At 62.4% G+C, this 17,134-nt stretch carries 16 protein-coding genes; 7 read left to right on the plus strand and 9 right to left on the minus strand.

What is annotated here, in order from left to right:
* Positions 1 to 100: 100 nt before the first annotated feature.
* The gene (locus ACSQ84_RS07955) at positions 101 to 907 is read left to right on the plus strand and encodes an enoyl-CoA hydratase/isomerase family protein (protein ID WP_436211048.1); all 807 of its coding nucleotides are present in this window, start codon (positions 101 to 103) and stop codon (positions 905 to 907) included.
* A gap of 725 nt (positions 908 to 1,632) precedes the next feature.
* Here the strand turns inward: ACSQ84_RS07955 and ACSQ84_RS07960 are convergent.
* The 6 genes from ACSQ84_RS07960 to ACSQ84_RS07985 all read right to left on the minus strand — a co-directional run bounded on the left by ACSQ84_RS07960 (position 1,633) and on the right by ACSQ84_RS07985 (position 6,507).
* The gene (locus ACSQ84_RS07960) at positions 1,633 to 2,379 is read right to left on the minus strand and encodes an SDR family NAD(P)-dependent oxidoreductase (RefSeq protein WP_436211049.1); all 747 of its coding nucleotides are present in this window, start codon (positions 2,377 to 2,379) and stop codon (positions 1,633 to 1,635) included.
* A gap of 36 nt (positions 2,380 to 2,415) precedes the next feature.
* Positions 2,416 to 3,378, minus strand: a complete 963-nt coding sequence (locus tag ACSQ84_RS07965) for a sugar kinase (protein WP_436211050.1) — start codon at positions 3,376 to 3,378, stop codon at positions 2,416 to 2,418.
* Positions 3,379 to 3,411: 33 nt separating this feature from the next.
* On the minus strand, positions 3,412 to 4,107 hold the full coding sequence (locus ACSQ84_RS07970) for an L-fuculose-phosphate aldolase (RefSeq protein ID WP_436211051.1): 696 nt from the start codon (positions 4,105 to 4,107) through the stop codon (positions 3,412 to 3,414).
* A 74-nt stretch (positions 4,108 to 4,181) separates the two neighbouring features.
* The gene (locus tag ACSQ84_RS07975) at positions 4,182 to 4,751 is read right to left on the minus strand and encodes a peroxidase-related enzyme (protein WP_436211052.1); all 570 of its coding nucleotides are present in this window, start codon (positions 4,749 to 4,751) and stop codon (positions 4,182 to 4,184) included.
* A gap of 170 nt (positions 4,752 to 4,921) precedes the next feature.
* Entirely contained in the window at positions 4,922 to 5,698 is a 777-nt protein-coding gene (locus ACSQ84_RS07980) for a CoA-transferase (protein ID WP_436211202.1), read from the minus strand.
* A complete protein-coding gene (locus ACSQ84_RS07985; RefSeq protein WP_436211053.1) occupies positions 5,698 to 6,507 on the minus strand; it encodes a CoA transferase subunit A in 810 nt (269 codons plus the stop codon). The genes ACSQ84_RS07980 and ACSQ84_RS07985 overlap by 1 nt, the downstream gene beginning before the upstream one ends.
* Before the next feature lie 138 nt (positions 6,508 to 6,645).
* Here ACSQ84_RS07985 and ACSQ84_RS07990 point away from each other — a divergent pair, with 138 nt between their 5' ends.
* The 5 genes from ACSQ84_RS07990 (at position 6,646) to ACSQ84_RS08010 (ending at position 13,093) form a co-directional block, all read left to right on the plus strand.
* The gene (locus ACSQ84_RS07990) at positions 6,646 to 7,800 is read left to right on the plus strand and encodes an ABC transporter ATP-binding protein (RefSeq protein WP_436211054.1); all 1,155 of its coding nucleotides are present in this window, start codon (positions 6,646 to 6,648) and stop codon (positions 7,798 to 7,800) included.
* Positions 7,797 to 9,593 carry an ABC transporter permease subunit gene (locus ACSQ84_RS07995; RefSeq protein ID WP_436211055.1) on the plus strand — a complete coding sequence of 599 codons (1,797 nt, stop codon included), beginning with the start codon at positions 7,797 to 7,799 and terminating at the stop codon, positions 9,591 to 9,593. The genes ACSQ84_RS07990 and ACSQ84_RS07995 overlap by 4 nt, the downstream gene beginning before the upstream one ends.
* Positions 9,594 to 9,619: 26 nt before the next feature.
* The gene (locus tag ACSQ84_RS08000; RefSeq protein ID WP_436211056.1) at positions 9,620 to 10,711 is read left to right on the plus strand and encodes an extracellular solute-binding protein; all 1,092 of its coding nucleotides are present in this window, start codon (positions 9,620 to 9,622) and stop codon (positions 10,709 to 10,711) included.
* Positions 10,712 to 10,825: 114 nt separating this feature from the next.
* A complete protein-coding gene (locus ACSQ84_RS08005) occupies positions 10,826 to 11,581 on the plus strand; it encodes an IclR family transcriptional regulator (RefSeq protein ID WP_436211057.1) in 756 nt (251 codons plus the stop codon).
* 96 nt (positions 11,582 to 11,677) lie between these two features.
* Positions 11,678 to 13,093 (plus strand): FAD-binding oxidoreductase, encoded by a 1,416-nt coding sequence (locus tag ACSQ84_RS08010; RefSeq protein WP_436211058.1) that lies wholly within the window; start codon positions 11,678 to 11,680, stop codon positions 13,091 to 13,093.
* A gap of 292 nt (positions 13,094 to 13,385) precedes the next feature.
* On the opposite strand, the gene ACSQ84_RS08015 is transcribed toward ACSQ84_RS08010, so the two are convergent.
* Positions 13,386 to 14,747: an amidase gene (locus ACSQ84_RS08015; protein ID WP_436211059.1), complete on the minus strand. Its 1,362-nt coding sequence runs from the start codon at positions 14,745 to 14,747 to the stop codon at positions 13,386 to 13,388.
* The gene (locus tag ACSQ84_RS08020) at positions 14,744 to 15,868 is read right to left on the minus strand and encodes an MFS transporter (RefSeq protein ID WP_436211060.1); all 1,125 of its coding nucleotides are present in this window, start codon (positions 15,866 to 15,868) and stop codon (positions 14,744 to 14,746) included. The genes ACSQ84_RS08015 and ACSQ84_RS08020 overlap by 4 nt, the downstream gene beginning before the upstream one ends.
* 98 nt (positions 15,869 to 15,966) lie before the next feature.
* Between ACSQ84_RS08020 and ACSQ84_RS08025 the strand changes: the two genes are divergently transcribed.
* Positions 15,967 to 16,308, plus strand: coding sequence for a hydroxyisourate hydrolase (locus ACSQ84_RS08025; protein ID WP_436211061.1), 342 nt, complete (start codon positions 15,967 to 15,969; stop codon positions 16,306 to 16,308).
* 8 nt (positions 16,309 to 16,316) lie between these two features.
* Here ACSQ84_RS08025 and ACSQ84_RS08030 read toward each other — a convergent pair whose 3' ends face one another.
* On the minus strand, positions 16,317 to 17,132 hold the full coding sequence (locus ACSQ84_RS08030) for an ABC transporter permease (RefSeq protein ID WP_436211062.1): 816 nt from the start codon (positions 17,130 to 17,132) through the stop codon (positions 16,317 to 16,319).
* Positions 17,133 to 17,134: the final 2 nt, after the last annotated feature.

A 17,134-nucleotide genomic window follows, 5' to 3' on the forward strand; every position in this document is an offset into this window, starting at 1 on the left:
GTGGCACCGCCGGGCAGGAGGGGTCGGCATGCAAACAGCGCGGGCCGACCGCGCACTTCTGCGCTAGTCTCTTCAAAAATAACGCGCAGGGAGACGCCGCTTGACCAAGTTTGTCAGCATTGAAAAAGGCCTTGGGCCCGATGGCCGCATTGCGGTGGTGCGCTTCGATCGCGGCGACGGCATCAACGCGATGTCGCCGGAGGCGATGCGCCAGCTTACCGACGCCGCCCGCAGTTTTGAGGATGACGGCGCGACCTCGGTCGTGGTGCTGACCGGCGCCGCCAAGGCATTCACGGCCGGCTTTGATCTGAAGGACCCGGAGGGCCGGGCGCGGAAGACCATGGACCTCGGCACCCTGCGCCGGCATCTGAAGCTCGGGCCGCGGCTGACGCGGGCCTGGCAGGACATGGAACAGATCACGATCGGCGCTATCGAGGGCTTCTGCGTCGGCGGCGGCGTCGCACTGGCGGTGGCGCTGGATTTCCGCGTCATGGCCCGCGACGCCCATCTACGCGTGCCCGAGATCGGCCTCGGCATGAATATGAGCTGGCAGAGCGTGCCGAGGATGCTGCACCTGATGGGACCGGCCCGCACCAAGCAAGCCGTCATCCTGGCCGACCACCGCATCACGGCGGCCGAGGCGTATGAGTGGCGGCTGGTGGAGGAGGTTGCCGAACCCGGCCAGGCGTTCGACGCCGCGATGGCGCTCGCCGCCAAGGTCGCTGCCCAGCCGCCGCTGTCGGTCGCCATGACCAAGCTGACGGTCAACCGGCTCACCCACGCGCTCGACGATCTCACCAGCCACATGGACGTCGACCAGTTCGCATTGGCGAGCCTGAGCGAGGATCACAAGGAAGGCGTGGCCGCGTTCCTGGAGCGGCGCAAGCCACGGTTCAGGGGGCGGTAGCACCGCGCGCGCAGGGGCCGGGCACAAAAATCTCGAAAACAACCCCATGCAAAGAAAGGCGTGAGCCCTAAGCCCAACTGCGAGTCTTTCTGGACAGAAAGCCTAATAATATCAATTCACTATGTAATCGTAATCTGAGTCCAGTTTAAGTAAATTTGCAGTCCCGGGCCTTTCGCCTCGTCGAAATCCGAGTCCCGTCGGAGGTAGCCGACGCAGCGTGGCCGGACGCGCCGACCTCACCGGCGAACAGCGCGCCCAGGACACGTTCCAAGGCTGGCAGCGACGGCGCGGAGCATCGCCACCTAATCCGTTTTGGCCCGGTCCGGCCCGCGGCTGTACCGGGCAAAGTGTGTGAGCCGCCCCTGCCACTGACATTGATCGAGCACCACAGGAAGAACGCTAATATGCTCCAAAGATGGGAGCTGGCTTGTGCGGGTTTCTGGAGGACTAGGGCGTGAACCCATAACTTGAGAGTGGTCGGCCGACGCCCGCTTTGGCGCGCATTTCGGACTCAAGTCGGACGTCACGTAGGCACGAAAAGCACCTAACAGCCGACATGTGAGCAACGGCAGCTGTTGGCGCCAAGCGGTCGTTCGACGCATAAAGTCTCTCCTGACTGATGAGGAATGGGCATATCCAGTCTCGAACTGAGAGGATAGACGTCAAATCATTTAAGGAGGGCAGGGCATCCCCGGCTACGTTCGGGGAATGAACGGTTACGGTTGTTAGCTATAGAATATCCCGCCATCCACGTTGAGTGCCTGACCGGTTACAAATGCCGAGTCATCCGAAGCAAAGAATGCGACGGGACCAACAACGTCTTCCGGCTCGCCGAGTCGATGCAGGTCGGTGATCTTTTCGAAATACGTCACGCGATCCGGATCACGTAAATTGTTTCGACCCATCTCCGTCAGGATGATGCCGGGACATACGGCGTTGACGGTTATTCCGTAGCCGCCAAACTCCATGGACGTGACGCGCGTAAAGCCGACCACGGCGGATTTTGATGCGGCATAGTGTGACTGCCCTGGCGCGCCTGTGCGTGCGGCGAGGGATGCTATGTTGACGATGCGTCCATAGCGACGTTCCTTCATATGTGCCACGACGGCCTGGGTCATCTGGAAGACGCCGCGAACGTTGACGGCAAAGGTCTGATCCCAGATCTCCGGTGTCAATTCGTCGATCATTGCCAATTTCAGGATCCCCGCATTGTTGACGAGAACGTCGATATGTCCAAGGCCCTGTACGGCCTCGGACACCGCGCGCTGACAGTCTCCGATATTGCTGACATCGGCCAGGACGGGGATGCATTGTCCGCCCAGTTTCTTCACCTCGGCGATGGTCTCCAGCAGAACCGCCTCTTGGGCCGGGATGTCGTTCAACGCGAGGCTATAGCCCCGGTTGGCTAATCCGATGGCAATCGCGCGCCCGATGCCGCGGCTGGCCCCTGTCACGATGGCATGTCTGGTCATGTTGTGCTCCTGTTTCGATAAACGTGATGCGATCGACTAAGATCGAGCGGCGCCTCGGACGGGCAGGGTATTCATCGCGTGGATGGTGTCTTCGAACGACACGAGATTGGCACCGGAGCCCAGGCCCGTTGCGACGATGGCAGCTGTTGCCGTCGCCAGCTTTGCGCAGTCGAGCAGATCCCAGTCGCGGACCAGGCCGGCGATGAAGCCGCCGGTGTAAGAGTCGCCGCAGCCGGAGGTGTCGCGCACCGCCACCTCGAACGCCGGCAATGTGAACCGCCGCCCTTCGCGGTTCATGACGAAGGATCCGTTCTCTCCCAACGAGATGGCACAGGCGCTGGCGCCCTTGTCGATGAAGAATCGCGCACAAGCCGCAGGATCGTTGGTTCCGACCATGGCGTGGGTCTCGTCGATGCTCGGCATGAAGAAGTCCACATAGGGCAGCAGCGGTTCGACCAGCGCCAGCGTCTCGCTCCGTGCCTGGATCAGGTCGAGCGTGGTGATGCAGCCGGCCGCCTTGGCGTCCCGCAGCAGCACTACCGACGGAGCGCCGTCCATTGCCAGCAGGGAGCCAACGCCGCCAAGATGCAGCACCTTGCTCTGGCAGGCGGCCTTCTGCGTCTCGGGCGAGATGCGCCAGCGAGCAGAAGCGCCCCTCGCATGCAAGACCGGACGCGATCCGTCGGGACGGATGGGCAGGATCGTCGCTGACGTCGGCACGCCGGGCATCCGCTCCATGACGGAGATATCGATGCCCTCGCGTTCCATTGCATTCAGCACCCAATCGGCCTTCTCGTCGGTGCCCACCGCGCCGACCGCGCGAGCCTTCAGGCCAAGCCGTGCGCAAGGCACGACCGTTCCACCGGCGGTGCCGGCGACGGTCAGTCGTATTTCATCGATCAGCGCCCGACCGCCGCCAGCCGGGATTTCCGTGACCGGAACGCCCAGAATATCGAGAATGTAGGTGCCGCAGACGCTGACGTCGTGTGGATGTGCCATGAGGCATGTCTCGCAGTTGTTGGTGCCGGGTTATTAATTTGAATGCGCCGAGGTCTTCTGCGTGCCGTCGCTGTCACGCAAACCATATTGTCCCCATCGCCTGAGGATGCTGTCGATCTCTTCGTCCGGCAGCAGCGGCGGCGTGCCGAGCTGCAGGCAGCCGTGATATTGCTTGGCGAGCACTTCGACCTCCACCGCGAGCCACAGGGCCTTGCGCAGGTTCGGGCCGATCGCGATCAGTCCATGATGGGCCAACAGGCAGGCGCGGCGATAACGAAGCGCTTCCAGGGCCGCGCGTGACAGCTCCTCGGTACCGTATTGGGCATATGGCGCGCATGGGATGTCGTTGCCGCCGGCCGCCGCGATCATGTAGTGGATGGCCGGAATCGAACGGTTCATGATCGCGATCATCGTGCAGAAGATCGGATGCGCGTGGACGACGGCGTTGGCTTCGGGCTTCGACTTGAGGATGTCGAGGTGAAAGCGCCACTCCGTCGAGGGCACGTGGCCCGCCGACGCTGTCCACGAACCGTCCCATCTCATGGCGACGATGTCCTCTGGTCGCATGCGGTCATAAGGAACACCCGACGGAGTGAGCAGGATGCCGTCCTCAGTCCGAACGCTGATATTTCCAGACGTGCCCTGGTTGATGCCTTGAGCCGACATCTCGCGACACGCGTCGATGATGGATTGTCGAATTTCGACGTCTGAGCCGTGGGATTTCACCATGGTATTTCCTCGAGATGCATCACCGTGGCTCTTCTGGTCACCGGGAGTTGTCGCCTCATGCCGATCGAAGCGCTTCAGCGCCCCATGGCAAAGAACTCGTCATTCGGCCGCATGCTGGTAACGTTCGCCAGCCGGTTGGACATACCGAAGAAGGCGGCGATGGCGGCGATGTCCCACGCATCCTCCTCGGTAAAGTCATGGCGCTTCAGCGTTTCGATGTCGGCATCGCCGACCTCGTAGGCCTGCATCGAAACTTTCATGGCAAAGTCGAGCATCGCCTTCTGCCGCACGGTGATGTCGGCCTTGCGGTAGTTGACCGCCACCTGATCCGCGATCTGCGCGTTCTTCGCGCGGATACGCAGGATGGCGCCATGGGCCACCACACAATACTGGCATTGGTTGGCATTGCTGGTGGCAACCACGATCATCTCGCGTTCAGCTTTCGAGATCGGACCCGGCTTGTCCATCAAGGCGTCGTGATAGGCGAAGAAGGCCCGAAACTCCTCAGGCCGATGCGCAAGCGTCAGAAAGACGTTGGGCACGAAGCCCGATTTTTCCTGCACCGCCAGAATGCGGGTACGAATATCGTCCGGCAGTTCCGAAATTACGGGGACAGGAAAGCGGCTGATGGCGGGCTTGGTCATGTTTTTGGATTTCCTTCAGGCGGTGGCGCCGGGTCGTGTTCGAATGGCTCAACGCCCACGATCTGATCATCCAGCGCGAGAATGGTGTAGGCGTCCCAATGGCTGCAGTGCGGTATCCGCCTGACCTTACTCGTGCGCCATCTCGATGGGCTCGCCCGCGCTGCTGCAAATCAGGACACATGTGACGGGGCGCGCTCGATTTCGCGCAGCTCGCGCCGCATCTGTGCGGCGAAGTCGGGATAGGTCTCGGCCACTTCGTCGAAGACGCGACCGCGCAGCAGATCCAAAGTCTGTCGGTCGGGCAGTGCGGTCTGTTCCGGTTGGCTATCATGGGTGAATTGAAAGCCGGTGGCGTCCTTGATTGCGGTGAGGTCGTATCCGGGGTGAATGCTCTGAAGCTCGAAGCCGCGGCGGGTCTTGTCGAAGCGGAACAGCGCTTTGCTGGTCAGCAGCGCGATCGGGCCGCCGCTCCGGAACACGCCGTCATCGCTGACGCCCGGCGCGCTGATGAAGTCCACTTTCTCGACAAGGGCACGGGGCGTATGCTCCTCGCGGAACAGGATGACCCGCGGCACGACGTAATAAAGATAGGCCGATCCGAACGAGCCGGGCCATCTCACTTGCGACTGTGGATAGTCGCCGGTCCCCACCAGGTTGACGTTGCCGCGGCCGTCGATCTGTCCTCCGCCGAGGAAAAAGGCGTCGATACGGCCTTGTCCCGCGCAGTCGAATAGTTCGGCCGAGCCATTGGTGAAGAAGTTGTGCTCCACGGATCCCAGAATCGAAATGCGTGGGCCGGCAGCGCCCACTGCTTGCTGCAGGGCTCGAAGCAGCATGGCGCCGGCGGCAGGAATGGGGGAGGAGGCACCGACAGCGACGTGCCTCACGCCATCAAGCAGCCGCGCAATCGTGCAGATCAATACCTCTCGCGGGTGAACCTCGGTCATCACGCGGGCTCCATCCGGGCGTGCGCCATATAGTCGGAGAAGCCCTCGGCCGTCCGCGCCGCCTTCGCGTAGCGCACGATCTCCGCCGTATCGGTCGGATACTCGCCCCACAGGCCGTAGGGCCACGCGCCTCTCGGGGCGAGGCCGACTTCGGTGACGTAGAGGGATGGCAGAACGCCGGCGGCGCTCATCTCATTCGCGAGCAGGCTGTCGTCGACGATTCGCTCCACGGTGACGAGAACCGTCACCGATGCATAGGCCATGGCCGCGAGTTCGCGGCGCCGTCCGATCCAGACATTGCCGAAGCGATCGGCCATCGGGGCGTGGAAAATCGTGACATCCGGCCGGATGGCTGGAATGAGGACGATCGGATCGCCGCCGTCAGCGAGGGGATTGTCGATCACACGCCAATCCTCGCGGTGGCGGAGCAGGTCACTGCCAATCAGTCCGCGGAGCGGCAGAAACGGGCTGCCCTTCTGCCCCGCCATCAAGCCGGCATGGATGGCGGGACATGTCGCGTCCTTCAATTTGATCGCCCCGTCCTTGACGGCAGCGTTGAAGCGGGGAGCGCCGCCAGCCTCGCCAAGCGAGACTGCACTCGTCTCCACCGATCGGACCAGACCTGCTCCCACGAGTTGATCGACCTGAAGTCCGCCGGTCGGGACGCAGACGAGATCGAGATTGTTGGTGCCGCGCTCGATAATCGGGTGGGTCATGGCCATGGATACGCCGGCATAGTCGACCGGCAGCGCCAGGCGAATGCCCGGCTCGACATACTTCGCCATTGCGCGAAGATCGCTCAGTACCATTTTCTCCCCTTGTTCTATATTATAGAACACAGTTCTAAAATCTAAGATAGCCGTACCGTCCTCTCTTGACAAGCCAGAGCCCCAAGCCAACAATAATTCAGAATAGCGTTCTACAATATAGAACAAGGGGAGGAGCGAATGGGTGAGCCGCTGGCACTGCGCGCCGGGCGTTCCGGAGATCCGACCGCTCTCGCTTCGCAGAGCGGCGGCCTTCGGGAGCGGAGCGTGATTGGATCGAGCATCGCCGTCCGCGAGGCCGTGAAGAACTACGGGCACTTCATCGCGGTCGACCGCATCAGTCTCGACATCGAGCCTGGCGAATTCATCACGCTGCTCGGGCCGTCGGGCAGCGGCAAGACGACGCTGCTCAATCTGCTGGCGGGATTCCAGAAGCTCGATGGCGGCGAGATTCTCGTCGATGGCAAGCCGATCGATCACGTTCCGACGCACAAGCGCGGTTTCGGCATGGTGTTCCAGAGCTATGCTCTCTTTCCGAACATGACGGTGACGCAGAACGTCGCGTTTCCGCTGCATATGGCGGGAGTCGATCGTGCGACCATCGACCGTCGCGTTGCGGAAACGCTGGAGATCATGCGGCTCTCCGAGCATGCGAGGAAGTCTCCTTCACAGATGTCCGGCGGACAACAGCAGCGGGTGGCGATTGCGCGCGCCATCGTCATGAGGCCAAAGGTGGTCCTGATGGATGAACCTCTCAGCGCGCTCGACAGGCGGCTGCGCGAGTCGATCCAGATCGAGATTCGCGATCTTCACCAGACGATCGGCAGTACGATTCTCTTTGTCACGCACGACCAGGGCGAGGCGCTGACGATGAGCGACCGCATCGCGGTGCTGGATGCCGGCAAGATCGTCCAAGTCGGTCGTCCTCTGGAACTCTACCGTCATCCCGTCAATCGTTTCGTCGCCTCTTTCGTCGGGGAGAGCAATCTGATCGAGGCAGAGATCGTGCAGAAGCGCGGATCCACGATGACGCTGAAGAACCGCGCGGGATACGTGTTCAACGCCGAGAGCCGCGACGCGATCGACGTCGGCCGGGCAACTGTGCTGGTCCGCCCGGAGCGCATCGCGGTTTCAAACGAGGCGACTGCCAGCTCGGCGCCGGTCACCGTCACGTCGGCAATTTTCCTCGGCGAGATCCTGCGCATCGAGGCGCGCATGGAGGGCGGAGAAGCGCTGCTGATCCGCTGCACCGACACGGCGAACCGGCCGCTGCCGGCCGTCGGCGACCGCCTCAATGTCGGCTGGGGCGCCGAAGACTGCTGGGTGTTGGCATGACCGCGGCGTCGATCGGTCTGCAACCGGCCCGCTTCGTGGTCTCGGGCCTTGCCGGGCGATTGAAGGGCTCGACGCTCCTGCTGCTCCCGGCTGCGGCGTTTCTTGCATTCATCTACCTGCTGCCGCTGATCGATCTGGTCCGGATCAGCCTGAGCGGGCCGACCTGGTCGGTTTATTTCGAGCGAGTCTTCGCCATTCCGCTCTACTGGGATTCACTCGTGCGCACGATGCAGATCTCGGTCACCGTCGCACTTCTCTGTCTGCTGTTCGGCTATCCCACTGCACTCCTCATTCATCGTAGCCGCGGCATCACCCAGGTGCTGATCGCCACCGCGATCGTGCTGCCCTATTTTATTGCCATCCTGATCCGCACCTATGCCTGGATGGTCCTTCTCGGCCGCAACGGCCCGGTCAACAAGCTGTTGATCTCGGTAGGCATCTTCAGCGAGCCCGCGCAGCTTCTCTTCACCCGCGGTACCGTGCTGCTGTGCATGACGGCGGTGCTGCTGCCGCTCATGGTACTCAGTATCTATTCCAGCGTGGCGCGGCTCGACCAAAATCTCACGCGCGCCGCGCTGGCAAGCGGTGCCGGGCCGATCGCGGTGTTCTGGCGGGTTCTGCTCCCGCTGACCCTGCCGGGCATCGGCGCGGGCTTCCTGCTGGTCTTCGTCACCGCACTCGGTTTCTTCATCACGCCGACGCTCCTCGGGGGGCCGGGCGACCAGATGTTTGCCATGCACATCACGCAGCAGGCCGATTCGGTCACCTCGGAGGGCTTTCTCCAGGCGCTCGGAGTCGTTCTGCTCGCCATCACCTTGGCGGTTGTCGCCGTGGCCGGCCGTTTCCTCGGCTTCGAGTTCATCTGGGGCGGCAGCAAGCTGTCAGAGGCGGCTCCGGCAAAGGCAGGGACAACCGAAGGCGGGACAGGGACCTACCGGCGCACACTCGGCACCTTGCTCGCCGATGTGGTTGGTTGGCCCTTGTTGAGGCTGTTGGGGCGTTTGCCGGCCGGTTGCGGCGTCTGGACGGTGCGCGGGATGGGCGGCCTGGTGATCGCCGTTCTCGTCCTGCCGATCGTCGTCGTGATGATCATCTCGTTCAGCAGCGCGAGCTATCTGACCTTCCCGCCGCCGGGCTTGTCACTTCGCTGGTACGAGAAGTTCTTCTCTGATTCGAATTGGATGCTGGCGTTCTCGAACTCGTTGATGGTCGCTGCGATGTCGGCCTGCATTGCCGTGACACTCGGCACGTCGGCGGCCATGGGCATCGTCAGGAGCAGCATTCGCGGCAAATCCGCCATCATGCTCCTGCTCGTGAGCCCGGTCATTGTCCCACCGGTCGTGCTTGGACTCTCGCTCTACACTCTCTTCCTGCGTTTCGATCTTGTCGGTTCCATATTCGGTCTGGCGGCGGCGCACGCGATCGGCGGGCTGCCGATCGTCGTGGTCATCCTGTCCGCCGCGCTTCAGGCTGTCGATCCGAAGCTCGAACAAGCTGCAGCCGTTCATGGCGCATCGTCGCTGACGGTTTTCCGCACAGTCATCCTTCCGGCGATCGCGCCGGGGCTCGCGGCGGCGACGTTTTTCGCGTTCCTGCATTCGTTCGATGAACTCGTGCTGTCGCTGTTCCTGTCGAGCGCACAACTCAAGACGCTTCCGCTCATGCTCTGGGCGGACGTCAACTATCGGCTCAATCCGGTGCTGGCCGTGGTCTCGACGCTCGAGGTGCTGCTGGTAGTGGGAGGAATCGTTCTTGCGCGACCCGTGTTGGCAAAGTCGCGCGCGGCAGTGTGAAACAAGCGAACTGGAGGAAAAGGAATATGCAGGGAATAACTTACCTCGGACGATCGGCATCGCTATTGGCCTCGGCCATGCTGGTCCTGGCGGGCACGGGCTTTGCGGCCGCACAGGGCAATGTTGTGATCATGCAGGATCCCGGCGGCGGCTACGGCGAGGCGCTGCGCAAGGTGATGTATGACACGTTCGAGAAGGACACCGGAATCAAGGTCGTTACCGTCCAGGAAGCGCGCAGCGGCCCACGCATTAAGGTTCAGGCTGAAGCGGGCAAGGCCCAGTGGGATCTCACCTTCATCTTCGACCAGGAAACCAAGCTGCTCGGCGATTGCTGCCTCGAAAAGATCGATTATTCGAAGTTGTCGGAGCCCGCCCAGAAGACCCTTGCGGCCATGCCCGACAACCTCAAGCGACCAAGGGGCGTCGCGCTCCAGGTGATCGGGGTCGGTCTCGTTTACAACAAGGAGAAGTACAAGGGCGACAATGTTCCGAAGAGCTGGGCTGATTTCTGGGACGTGAAGAAGTTTCCAGGCCGGCGCTGCATGCCCGCGTGGCCGCGGTTCGTCTTCGAGGCGGCTCTGATGGCGGACGGAGTGGAGAAGAACAAGCTCTATCCCCTGGACATGGAGCGCGCCTTGAAGAAGGTCAAGGAGATCAAGCCCTCGATCGCGAAGTGGTGGACGACGTCCGCCCAACCGCCGCAGCTCATGCTCGACGGCGAAGCCGACATGTGCATGGCCTATACCGGCTCCATGAGCAAGCTCGCTCTCGAGGGGGCGCCGGTCGAACTGGAGTGGAATCAGGGCTTCATCTACTACGACTTCTTTTCGATCCCGAAGGGCGCGCCGCATTATGACAATGCGCTGAAGCTGCTTTCCTGGCGTCTCGACCCCCAACGCGCCGCGCAACTGACCTCGACATTCCCTGTGGCGCTCCCGTCCCCTGTCGTTTTCGAGGCAGCGGACCGGAAGATCAGTCGTTACTGGGCCAATAATCCCGCGAACGTTTCAAAGGCGATCGAGTGGAGCCCGGACTACTGGGGCGCGGCGTCGCCGTCGGGCAAGTCGACCAACGAGGAGTATGGCCAGGAGAAGCTGAACGCGCTGCTTGCCCAGTAGGAATGGCTCGTCAAAGTCGGGTGACCGCGTGCGGAAGACCGCGGTCACCCGTTGGCTATGGCTTCACTTCCGGCCATGCTAGAGCGAGTGAACAGATTCGGTTTCGGTCATTGAATGGACAAGGCATTTATCAAGGGACTTCGTCTGCTCGAGACGCTTGCATTGAGCGAGCAGCCTCGCGGCATTACCGACCTTGCGACCGAACTGAAGTTTACCAAGAGCAACGTCCACCGCCTGCTGGCAACGTTGCAGTCGCAGGGCTACGCGCGGCAAATTCCGCAGCACAGCACTTATGAACTCACGACCAAGATCTGGGCGCTCGGAAGCCACGTCATTCACCGAATGGACCTCATCAAGGCCGCGCACCCGGCGATGGCGAAGCTCGCCCAGATAACCGGCGAGACCATCCACCTTTCGGTTCTGGAAGATACCGACGTCGTCTACGTCGACAAGATCGAAAGCGCTCACCACATCCGCGCCCATACGAGCGTAGGCATGCGCGCGCCGGCGTTCACCATGGCGACCGGGAAGGCCATGCTTGCATATATGCCCGATGACTATCTCGAAAAGTTCCGTCCGCACCTCCGGCGCTATACGGATGCGACGCGCACCACCATCAAGGACCTACGCAAGGATATCGAGCAGGCAAGGGCGCAGGGCTTTTCTTCCGTGTTGCATGGCGAATGGCGCGAGGGCATCGCGGCCTGCGCCTGCGCGATTCTCGGCCGGTCTGGCGAGCTTGTCGGGGCTATCGGCATGTCCGGCCCCGACTCGCGCGTCAAGCGCAAGCAGATCAAGGAATACTCCGTCCATGTGATGGAGGCGGCCCGGACCATCGGCGCCGCCCTCGGCTATTCGCCGCGCGAGTGACGTGTCTTTCTCTATTATCGCAAACGGCGTGGGTGGGCAGCTGCACGCGAGGTTTGAAATGACCACTGATCGGGTTCTCCCTTGGCTTATAACGCGATGAAGTCAGTCGAACCCAACCCAACCTTGTCGCCTTCTGAAGGCACCCACCAGGGACTGCTTGATCGGCTATCGAGCGCATTGCCGCGTAACGCCCTTCTGGTCGGGGATGCAATCGATGCGCGTTATCAGGAGGACCGAAGGGGCAAGTTTTCAGCGCCACCGCGTTTCGTGATGCGGCCAGGCTCGACCGCGGAAGTCTCCGGTTGCCTTGCCGCTTGCAATGATTTTTCGCAACCTCTCGCCGTACATGGCGGGCGCACCGGTCTGTCGGGCGGCCATCGCGTCGTCGAGGGCGAGGCGGTGCTGTCGTTGGAGCGAATGACCGATCTCGACGAAGTGCACGGCGACAGCACCACGATCATGGCATCCGCCGGCACGCCGCTGCAGGCCGTGCAGGAGGCGGCTGAGCAGGCCGGCTATCTGTTCGGCGTTGATATCGGATCCAGAGGCACCGCGACGATCGGGGGCAACATTGCAACCAATGCCGGCGGCATCCGCGTGCTGCGCTACGGCATGTTCCGCGCCCAGGTGGCGGGTCTGGAGACTGTGCTGGCCGACGGTACGATCCTCTCTTCGCTGCGCGGCCTCGACAAGGATAACACCGGTTACGACCTGAACCAGCTGTTCGTCGGCAGCGAGGGTACGCTCGGCGTAGTCACGCGCGCACGGCTGCGCCTGCACCCCAAACCGGTTGCCGAGGCGAACGCCTTTCTGGCCGTGTCGTCGCTTGAGGCGGCGCTGAAGCTCCTCAAGAGGCTCCGGGGAACGCTGGGATCTTCGCTGTCGGCCTTCGAACTGATGTTCCCCGAAGCCTTCGAGGGCGTCGTCGCATTTCTCGGCATGGCGCGGCCGCTCGATACGAAGGCACCTGTCTACGTCCTCACCGAGGTGCAGGCGTTGAGGGACGACGCCACGCTAGAGACGTTCGCCTCCTGCCTGATGCAGGCGCTGGAGGACGGTGTTGCGCTCGACGCCGTCGTCTCGCAGTCGCCGCGCGAATTCCACGCGCTTTGGACCATGCGCGATACCTGCGCCGACTATGTTCGCAGCCGTGATCATGTCACCGGATGCGACATCAGTGTCCCTATGCACCGGATGGCTGCATTTCTCGAGGCCAGCCAGACAGCGCTCCGGGCCGTTGACCCTTCGACCGAGTTCATCGTGTTTGGCCACCTGGGTGACGGCAATCTCCATTATGTGATCCGGACGCCGAAGCGCGAAGAGGCAGCCGACAAGGTCTATCTGCTGGTTGCCAACCACGGCGGTTCGATCTCGGCCGAGCATGGCATCGGCTTCGACAAGAAGCCGTGGCTGCGGCTCTGCCGCAGCGAGGCTGAGATCGCGACCATGCGCCGGCTGAAGGCTGCCCTGGATCCTAAGGCCATCCTCAATCGCGGCCGCATCTTTGATTAACACATGAATCAGAAGTTGGTACCGGTGCGCCGATCGGCATCCCATGACACACCGCAATGCGACCGGACGTCCGTTGGGGGGCCAGCCTCACTGACGACCCGCGACGTAGGGGCCGCGATAGCCCGCGGCACAGGATACTGGGTTTGGGCGGCAATACGGTTCGGTAGCGCTAGGGGTACTCGCTCGAATTCCAGGGAACGGCGCGAAGCGGTCATTGACCTGTGGATGTTCGATTTCGCCAACTCACGCTTGATGAATCCAGAACCAGCTTGCTCATGATAGCTGGGACAAGTCAGCGAGCAAGCGTGCGTATCTCAGCCTCAATGCGCATTGCCGCGTGCAGCAACATCCGGTCCCGTCTCCTTCGCGCGATGATCTGAATTCCGAACGGAAGGCCGCTCGCATTACGGCCGCAGGGGATTGAAATTGCGGGCAAGCGCGCGTGATTGACGAATGGGGTGAAGGCAGCGTGAGCCCGAGGGCTTACTTCTTTGCCACCGATCATTTTGGGGCCCAGTTGTACCAGTGGCCAGGCTACACAGGGAGCGGTCGGCGCCAGCAAAAGGTCGAACTCGAAAAAGAAGTCAGCGAACGCGGCTCTGATTGCGGCACTTGCGCCGAGGGCGGCGGTTACCTCCACTCCGCGCAAGGAGAGACCGCGTTCGATCTGCCTGGCCACGTCGGGGTCGAATTGCGCCGGATCTTTTTGGAAGGCCGCGCCGTAGAGCCCGGCAAGTCCCACATGCTGCAGAGGCATCAGCGCCTCCTCGGTTGCGCCTTGCGGCCAGACTGGGTCTCGACGGACAATTCGCAGTCCCTTTTCGCCGAGATGCTCGACGATGGCCTCGAGCCTTTCGGTGATGACGGGATCGACGGGGATATCCAGCGCAAGCTTCGGCGAGAATGCGATGCGTAGCTCCGACGATTCGGCATCTGCGGACTCAACCAGCGCGGAATCAGAATCGCGGACATCGGGGCCGGCCATCACCTCGAATGCGAGCGCTATGTCCGCGACGTTGCAAGCGATCGGTGCGATCACGGATATGTCGAAAAACGGCTCGGCGAACCCCGGGCCATATGGAATGGCACCATATGATGGCTTGAAGCCGACAACACCGACATGGGCCGGAGGACGCCGGCTCGAGCCGCCGGCGTCGGTGCCGATTGCCAGCGGTACAAGGTCGGCTGCGACAGCCGTTGCCGGACCGCCCGACGAGCCACCGGGTGTCAATTCCGGATTGAGCGGATGCCGTGTTGGCCCGAACAGCAACGACGTCGTCACGCCTTTGCAGGCGAATTCAGACGTGGCGCCCATGCCCACGACGATAGCTCCTGCCTTCTTCAATCGCTCGACGGCAATGGCGTCGCAGGGCGCCACAAAGTCGGCAAAAAGCTGAGACCCCTGCGTCACCCGCCAGCCGTCGACCCAGATATTGTCCTTGATGACAACGGGGACGCCGGCAAGAGGCATGCTTTCACCGAGCTGCAGGCGACGATCTATCGTGGCCGCGTCCGAAAGCGACCGCTCGGTGTCCACGGTCACGACAGCGTTGAGCGCTTTGGCGGCAACGATGCGATCCAGCGCAGCGCGAACGATTTCGACGGCTGAGGCGCGCTTGCTCGAGACTGTGGCGACGATTTCGTGCGCATTCATCGTGCGCCTCCCCGGATGAGCGCTGCCGTCCCACCAAACGCGAGGATCGCGAGGCCGACGAACGCGCTGGCAAGGCCGGCGAAGGCCTCAACGGCTGACATCAGGACCGGCGTCACCAACAAGCCGGCATACGAAGCTGTCAGCACAGCTCCAGTCGTCTCGCCGATGCGGTCTTGCGGTGCAAGCCGGGCGACCTCCGCGAGAAAGATGCCGTTCCAGCCGCTGGCCGTAAGACCGAAGGCAGCGGCGAGCACATATTGTCCCGATTTGCCGAGCATATCGCCCCATAGCCCGAATACGGCTGCACAAACGGCCATTCCCAGCCCGAGGCTGATCAGTACCCATCGCACAGAGCTGACACGCATCGCGAGGAAGCCCCACCCGAGGCGTCCCAACAAGCCGCCTGCTTGCGCGCAGGCAAGCGCGGCCCCCGCTTCGAGATGGCTGAGCCCGAGTTCGCGTACACAGAGCGAGACAAAGTAGGTGTTGAGGGCAAGCTGCATTCCGCTAAAGGGCATCGAAGCCGCCGCGAGCGCTGCGATACGCCGGTCAGAGCTTACCAACGCCAGCCGTGCACGCATGCCGAGCTGCGGAGGCGCTTGGGCCAGGCCTTCATATCGGGGGCGCAGCCACTCGAATAGGATAATCCCGCCGACAGCGCAGGTCCCCACCGCTGCGTAAGACCATTGCGGCGCAAGCCAGATAGCGATAGCCGGCAACGTAAGCGAGCCGCAGACAGCACCAATCTGATTGCCGGTCTGGCGCACCGAGAAAACCAGGGGACGCCGCTCATCGGTAACCAGTTTGCCCAGCAGTGCCGTACTGGCGGGGGTCTCCGGGCCAAAGGCGAGGCCAAGGCAAAGTCCCGCCACAAGCAGTGCGGGACCTGTTCCTAGCGCCGCGAGTGCCATGCTGGCGAGCACCGCGCCGGCGCAGAGGCTTGCCATGCGAAGAGATCCGATGCGGTTGATCAGGCCGCCCGTCCAAAAAGATGTGACGACGCCGACGGCGAAAACCGCCGTAGAGAACATCGAAAGGCTGGGAATATCGAGATGGGCGGAAGGGGCGACAGCTCCCGGTGCAAACAGCGCGAGCGCCACGAGCGCCTGGAGCCACGTCATGGCCGCGAGTGCCGGCAGGAGTGCTGGCCGACCTGCCAATGGTGCGTGTATCATGCGCCCGGGCCTGGCAGACAGGGGACCAAGGGGCAGGAGCGAAAATGGCCGGCGGAATATCCATTCATGCAGTCGACGTCGCAAGCGGGCGTCCGGCCCAGGGCCTGCGTGTCGAGATATGGCGCATTGACCCCTCGCCCACGCGAGTAGCGGAAGGCCGGCTTGGCTCGAATGGCCAGCTCGATCACCCAATCGTAGGCGGATCGGGAATCGAGGTCGGCGAATACGAAGTTCGCTTTCACCTCGGCGAATTCTTCGCGGGTAGCGCCGGCGCCAGTTTCCTCACCATCGCGCCTTTCCGTTTCAGGATTGAGGAGGTGGATGAGCATTTTCATCTGCCAATGAAGTTCACCCGCTGGGGCTATTCCCTGTTTCGGGGAGCGTGAGGCGCGCGTCAGCTGGTCAATCGCTTCGACAGGCCGGTGACACGCTCCATGATCGCCATGAGCGCCACCGTAGCTATGATCAGAACCCCCGACAATGCAGCGATCGTCACGTCGAGTTTGCCTTCAAGGTCCTGCCACATCCGGATCGGCAGCATGTCGGTCGCGGCATCGCGCAGGAACAGCGAGACAGGCACATTGTCGAACGAGGACATGAAAGCGATGAACGCGCCTGCAATAACCCCGGGGCGGATCAGCGGCAATACGACCCTTCGAAAGGTGTAAAAGCGGCTGGCGCCGAGAATTGCCGAACTTTCCAGCAAGGTCGTCTCCAGTTGGGCGAGCGCCGCCACCGTGTTGCGCACCACATAGGGAACGCAGACAACGGTGTGGCCGATGACCAGCGTGAGCGGGGATACGGGCAGGCCTACCAGCGAGAACAGCATTAAGGCGGAGAGTCCGAAAGCGAGCGCCGGAAGCACCAGCGGAGACATGAACAACGAGTCTAGTACGCGTGCCGACAGCGTAGGCGAGCGTGCAATGGCCAGTGCTGCGGCAACACCGAGCACGATGGACAGGCCAGTCGACCACATTGCGACGACAAAGCTGTTCTTTGCGGCAAAATGCAATTGCCATGCGTTCCACAGCTCGCCGTACCATCGCGCCGAATAGCCCGGCGGCGGGAATTTGAGCGAGAATCCGTTGGTGAACGAGACGATCAGGACGACAAGCGACGGCGCGATGATGACGATCAGTGCGACCAGCGCGACCGCCGTCATCACGACTTCGAAGCTGACAGCCTCCCATGTGCGTTTTCGGCCGCCCATCG

This window comes from Bradyrhizobium sp. LjRoot220 (assembly GCF_964252915.1).
GTDB lineage: Bacteria > Pseudomonadota > Alphaproteobacteria > Rhizobiales > Xanthobacteraceae > Bradyrhizobium.

Bases quoted from the DNA above. Each gene is read 5' to 3' on its own strand.
- ACSQ84_RS07995 (WP_436211055.1), top strand. From the start codon at position 7,797: ATGACCGCGGCGTCGATCGGTCTGCAACCGGCCCGCTTCGTGGTCTCG.
- ACSQ84_RS08000 (WP_436211056.1), top strand. From the start codon at position 9,620: ATGCAGGGAATAACTTACCTCGGACGATCGGCATCGCTATTGGCCTCG.
- ACSQ84_RS07960 (WP_436211049.1), bottom strand. From the start codon at position 2,379: ATGACCAGACATGCCATCGTGACAGGGGCCAGCCGCGGCATCGGGCGC.
- ACSQ84_RS08020 (WP_436211060.1), bottom strand. From the start codon at position 15,868: ATGACGTGGCTCCAGGCGCTCGTGGCGCTCGCGCTGTTTGCACCGGGA.
- ACSQ84_RS07990 (WP_436211054.1), top strand. From the start codon at position 6,646: ATGGGTGAGCCGCTGGCACTGCGCGCCGGGCGTTCCGGAGATCCGACC.
- ACSQ84_RS08010 (WP_436211058.1), top strand. From the start codon at position 11,678: ATGAAGTCAGTCGAACCCAACCCAACCTTGTCGCCTTCTGAAGGCACC.
- ACSQ84_RS08015 (WP_436211059.1), bottom strand. From the start codon at position 14,747: ATGAATGCGCACGAAATCGTCGCCACAGTCTCGAGCAAGCGCGCCTCA.
- ACSQ84_RS08025 (WP_436211061.1), top strand. From the start codon at position 15,967: ATGGCCGGCGGAATATCCATTCATGCAGTCGACGTCGCAAGCGGGCGT.
- ACSQ84_RS07970 (WP_436211051.1), bottom strand. From the start codon at position 4,107: ATGGTGAAATCCCACGGCTCAGACGTCGAAATTCGACAATCCATCATC.
- ACSQ84_RS07985 (WP_436211053.1), bottom strand. From the start codon at position 6,507: ATGGTACTGAGCGATCTTCGCGCAATGGCGAAGTATGTCGAGCCGGGC.
- ACSQ84_RS08030 (WP_436211062.1), bottom strand. From the start codon at position 17,132: ATGGGCGGCCGAAAACGCACATGGGAGGCTGTCAGCTTCGAAGTCGTG.
- ACSQ84_RS07975 (WP_436211052.1), bottom strand. From the start codon at position 4,751: ATGACCAAGCCCGCCATCAGCCGCTTTCCTGTCCCCGTAATTTCGGAA.
- ACSQ84_RS07965 (WP_436211050.1), bottom strand. From the start codon at position 3,378: ATGGCACATCCACACGACGTCAGCGTCTGCGGCACCTACATTCTCGAT.
- ACSQ84_RS07980 (WP_436211202.1), bottom strand. From the start codon at position 5,698: ATGACCGAGGTTCACCCGCGAGAGGTATTGATCTGCACGATTGCGCGG.
- ACSQ84_RS08005 (WP_436211057.1), top strand. From the start codon at position 10,826: ATGGACAAGGCATTTATCAAGGGACTTCGTCTGCTCGAGACGCTTGCA.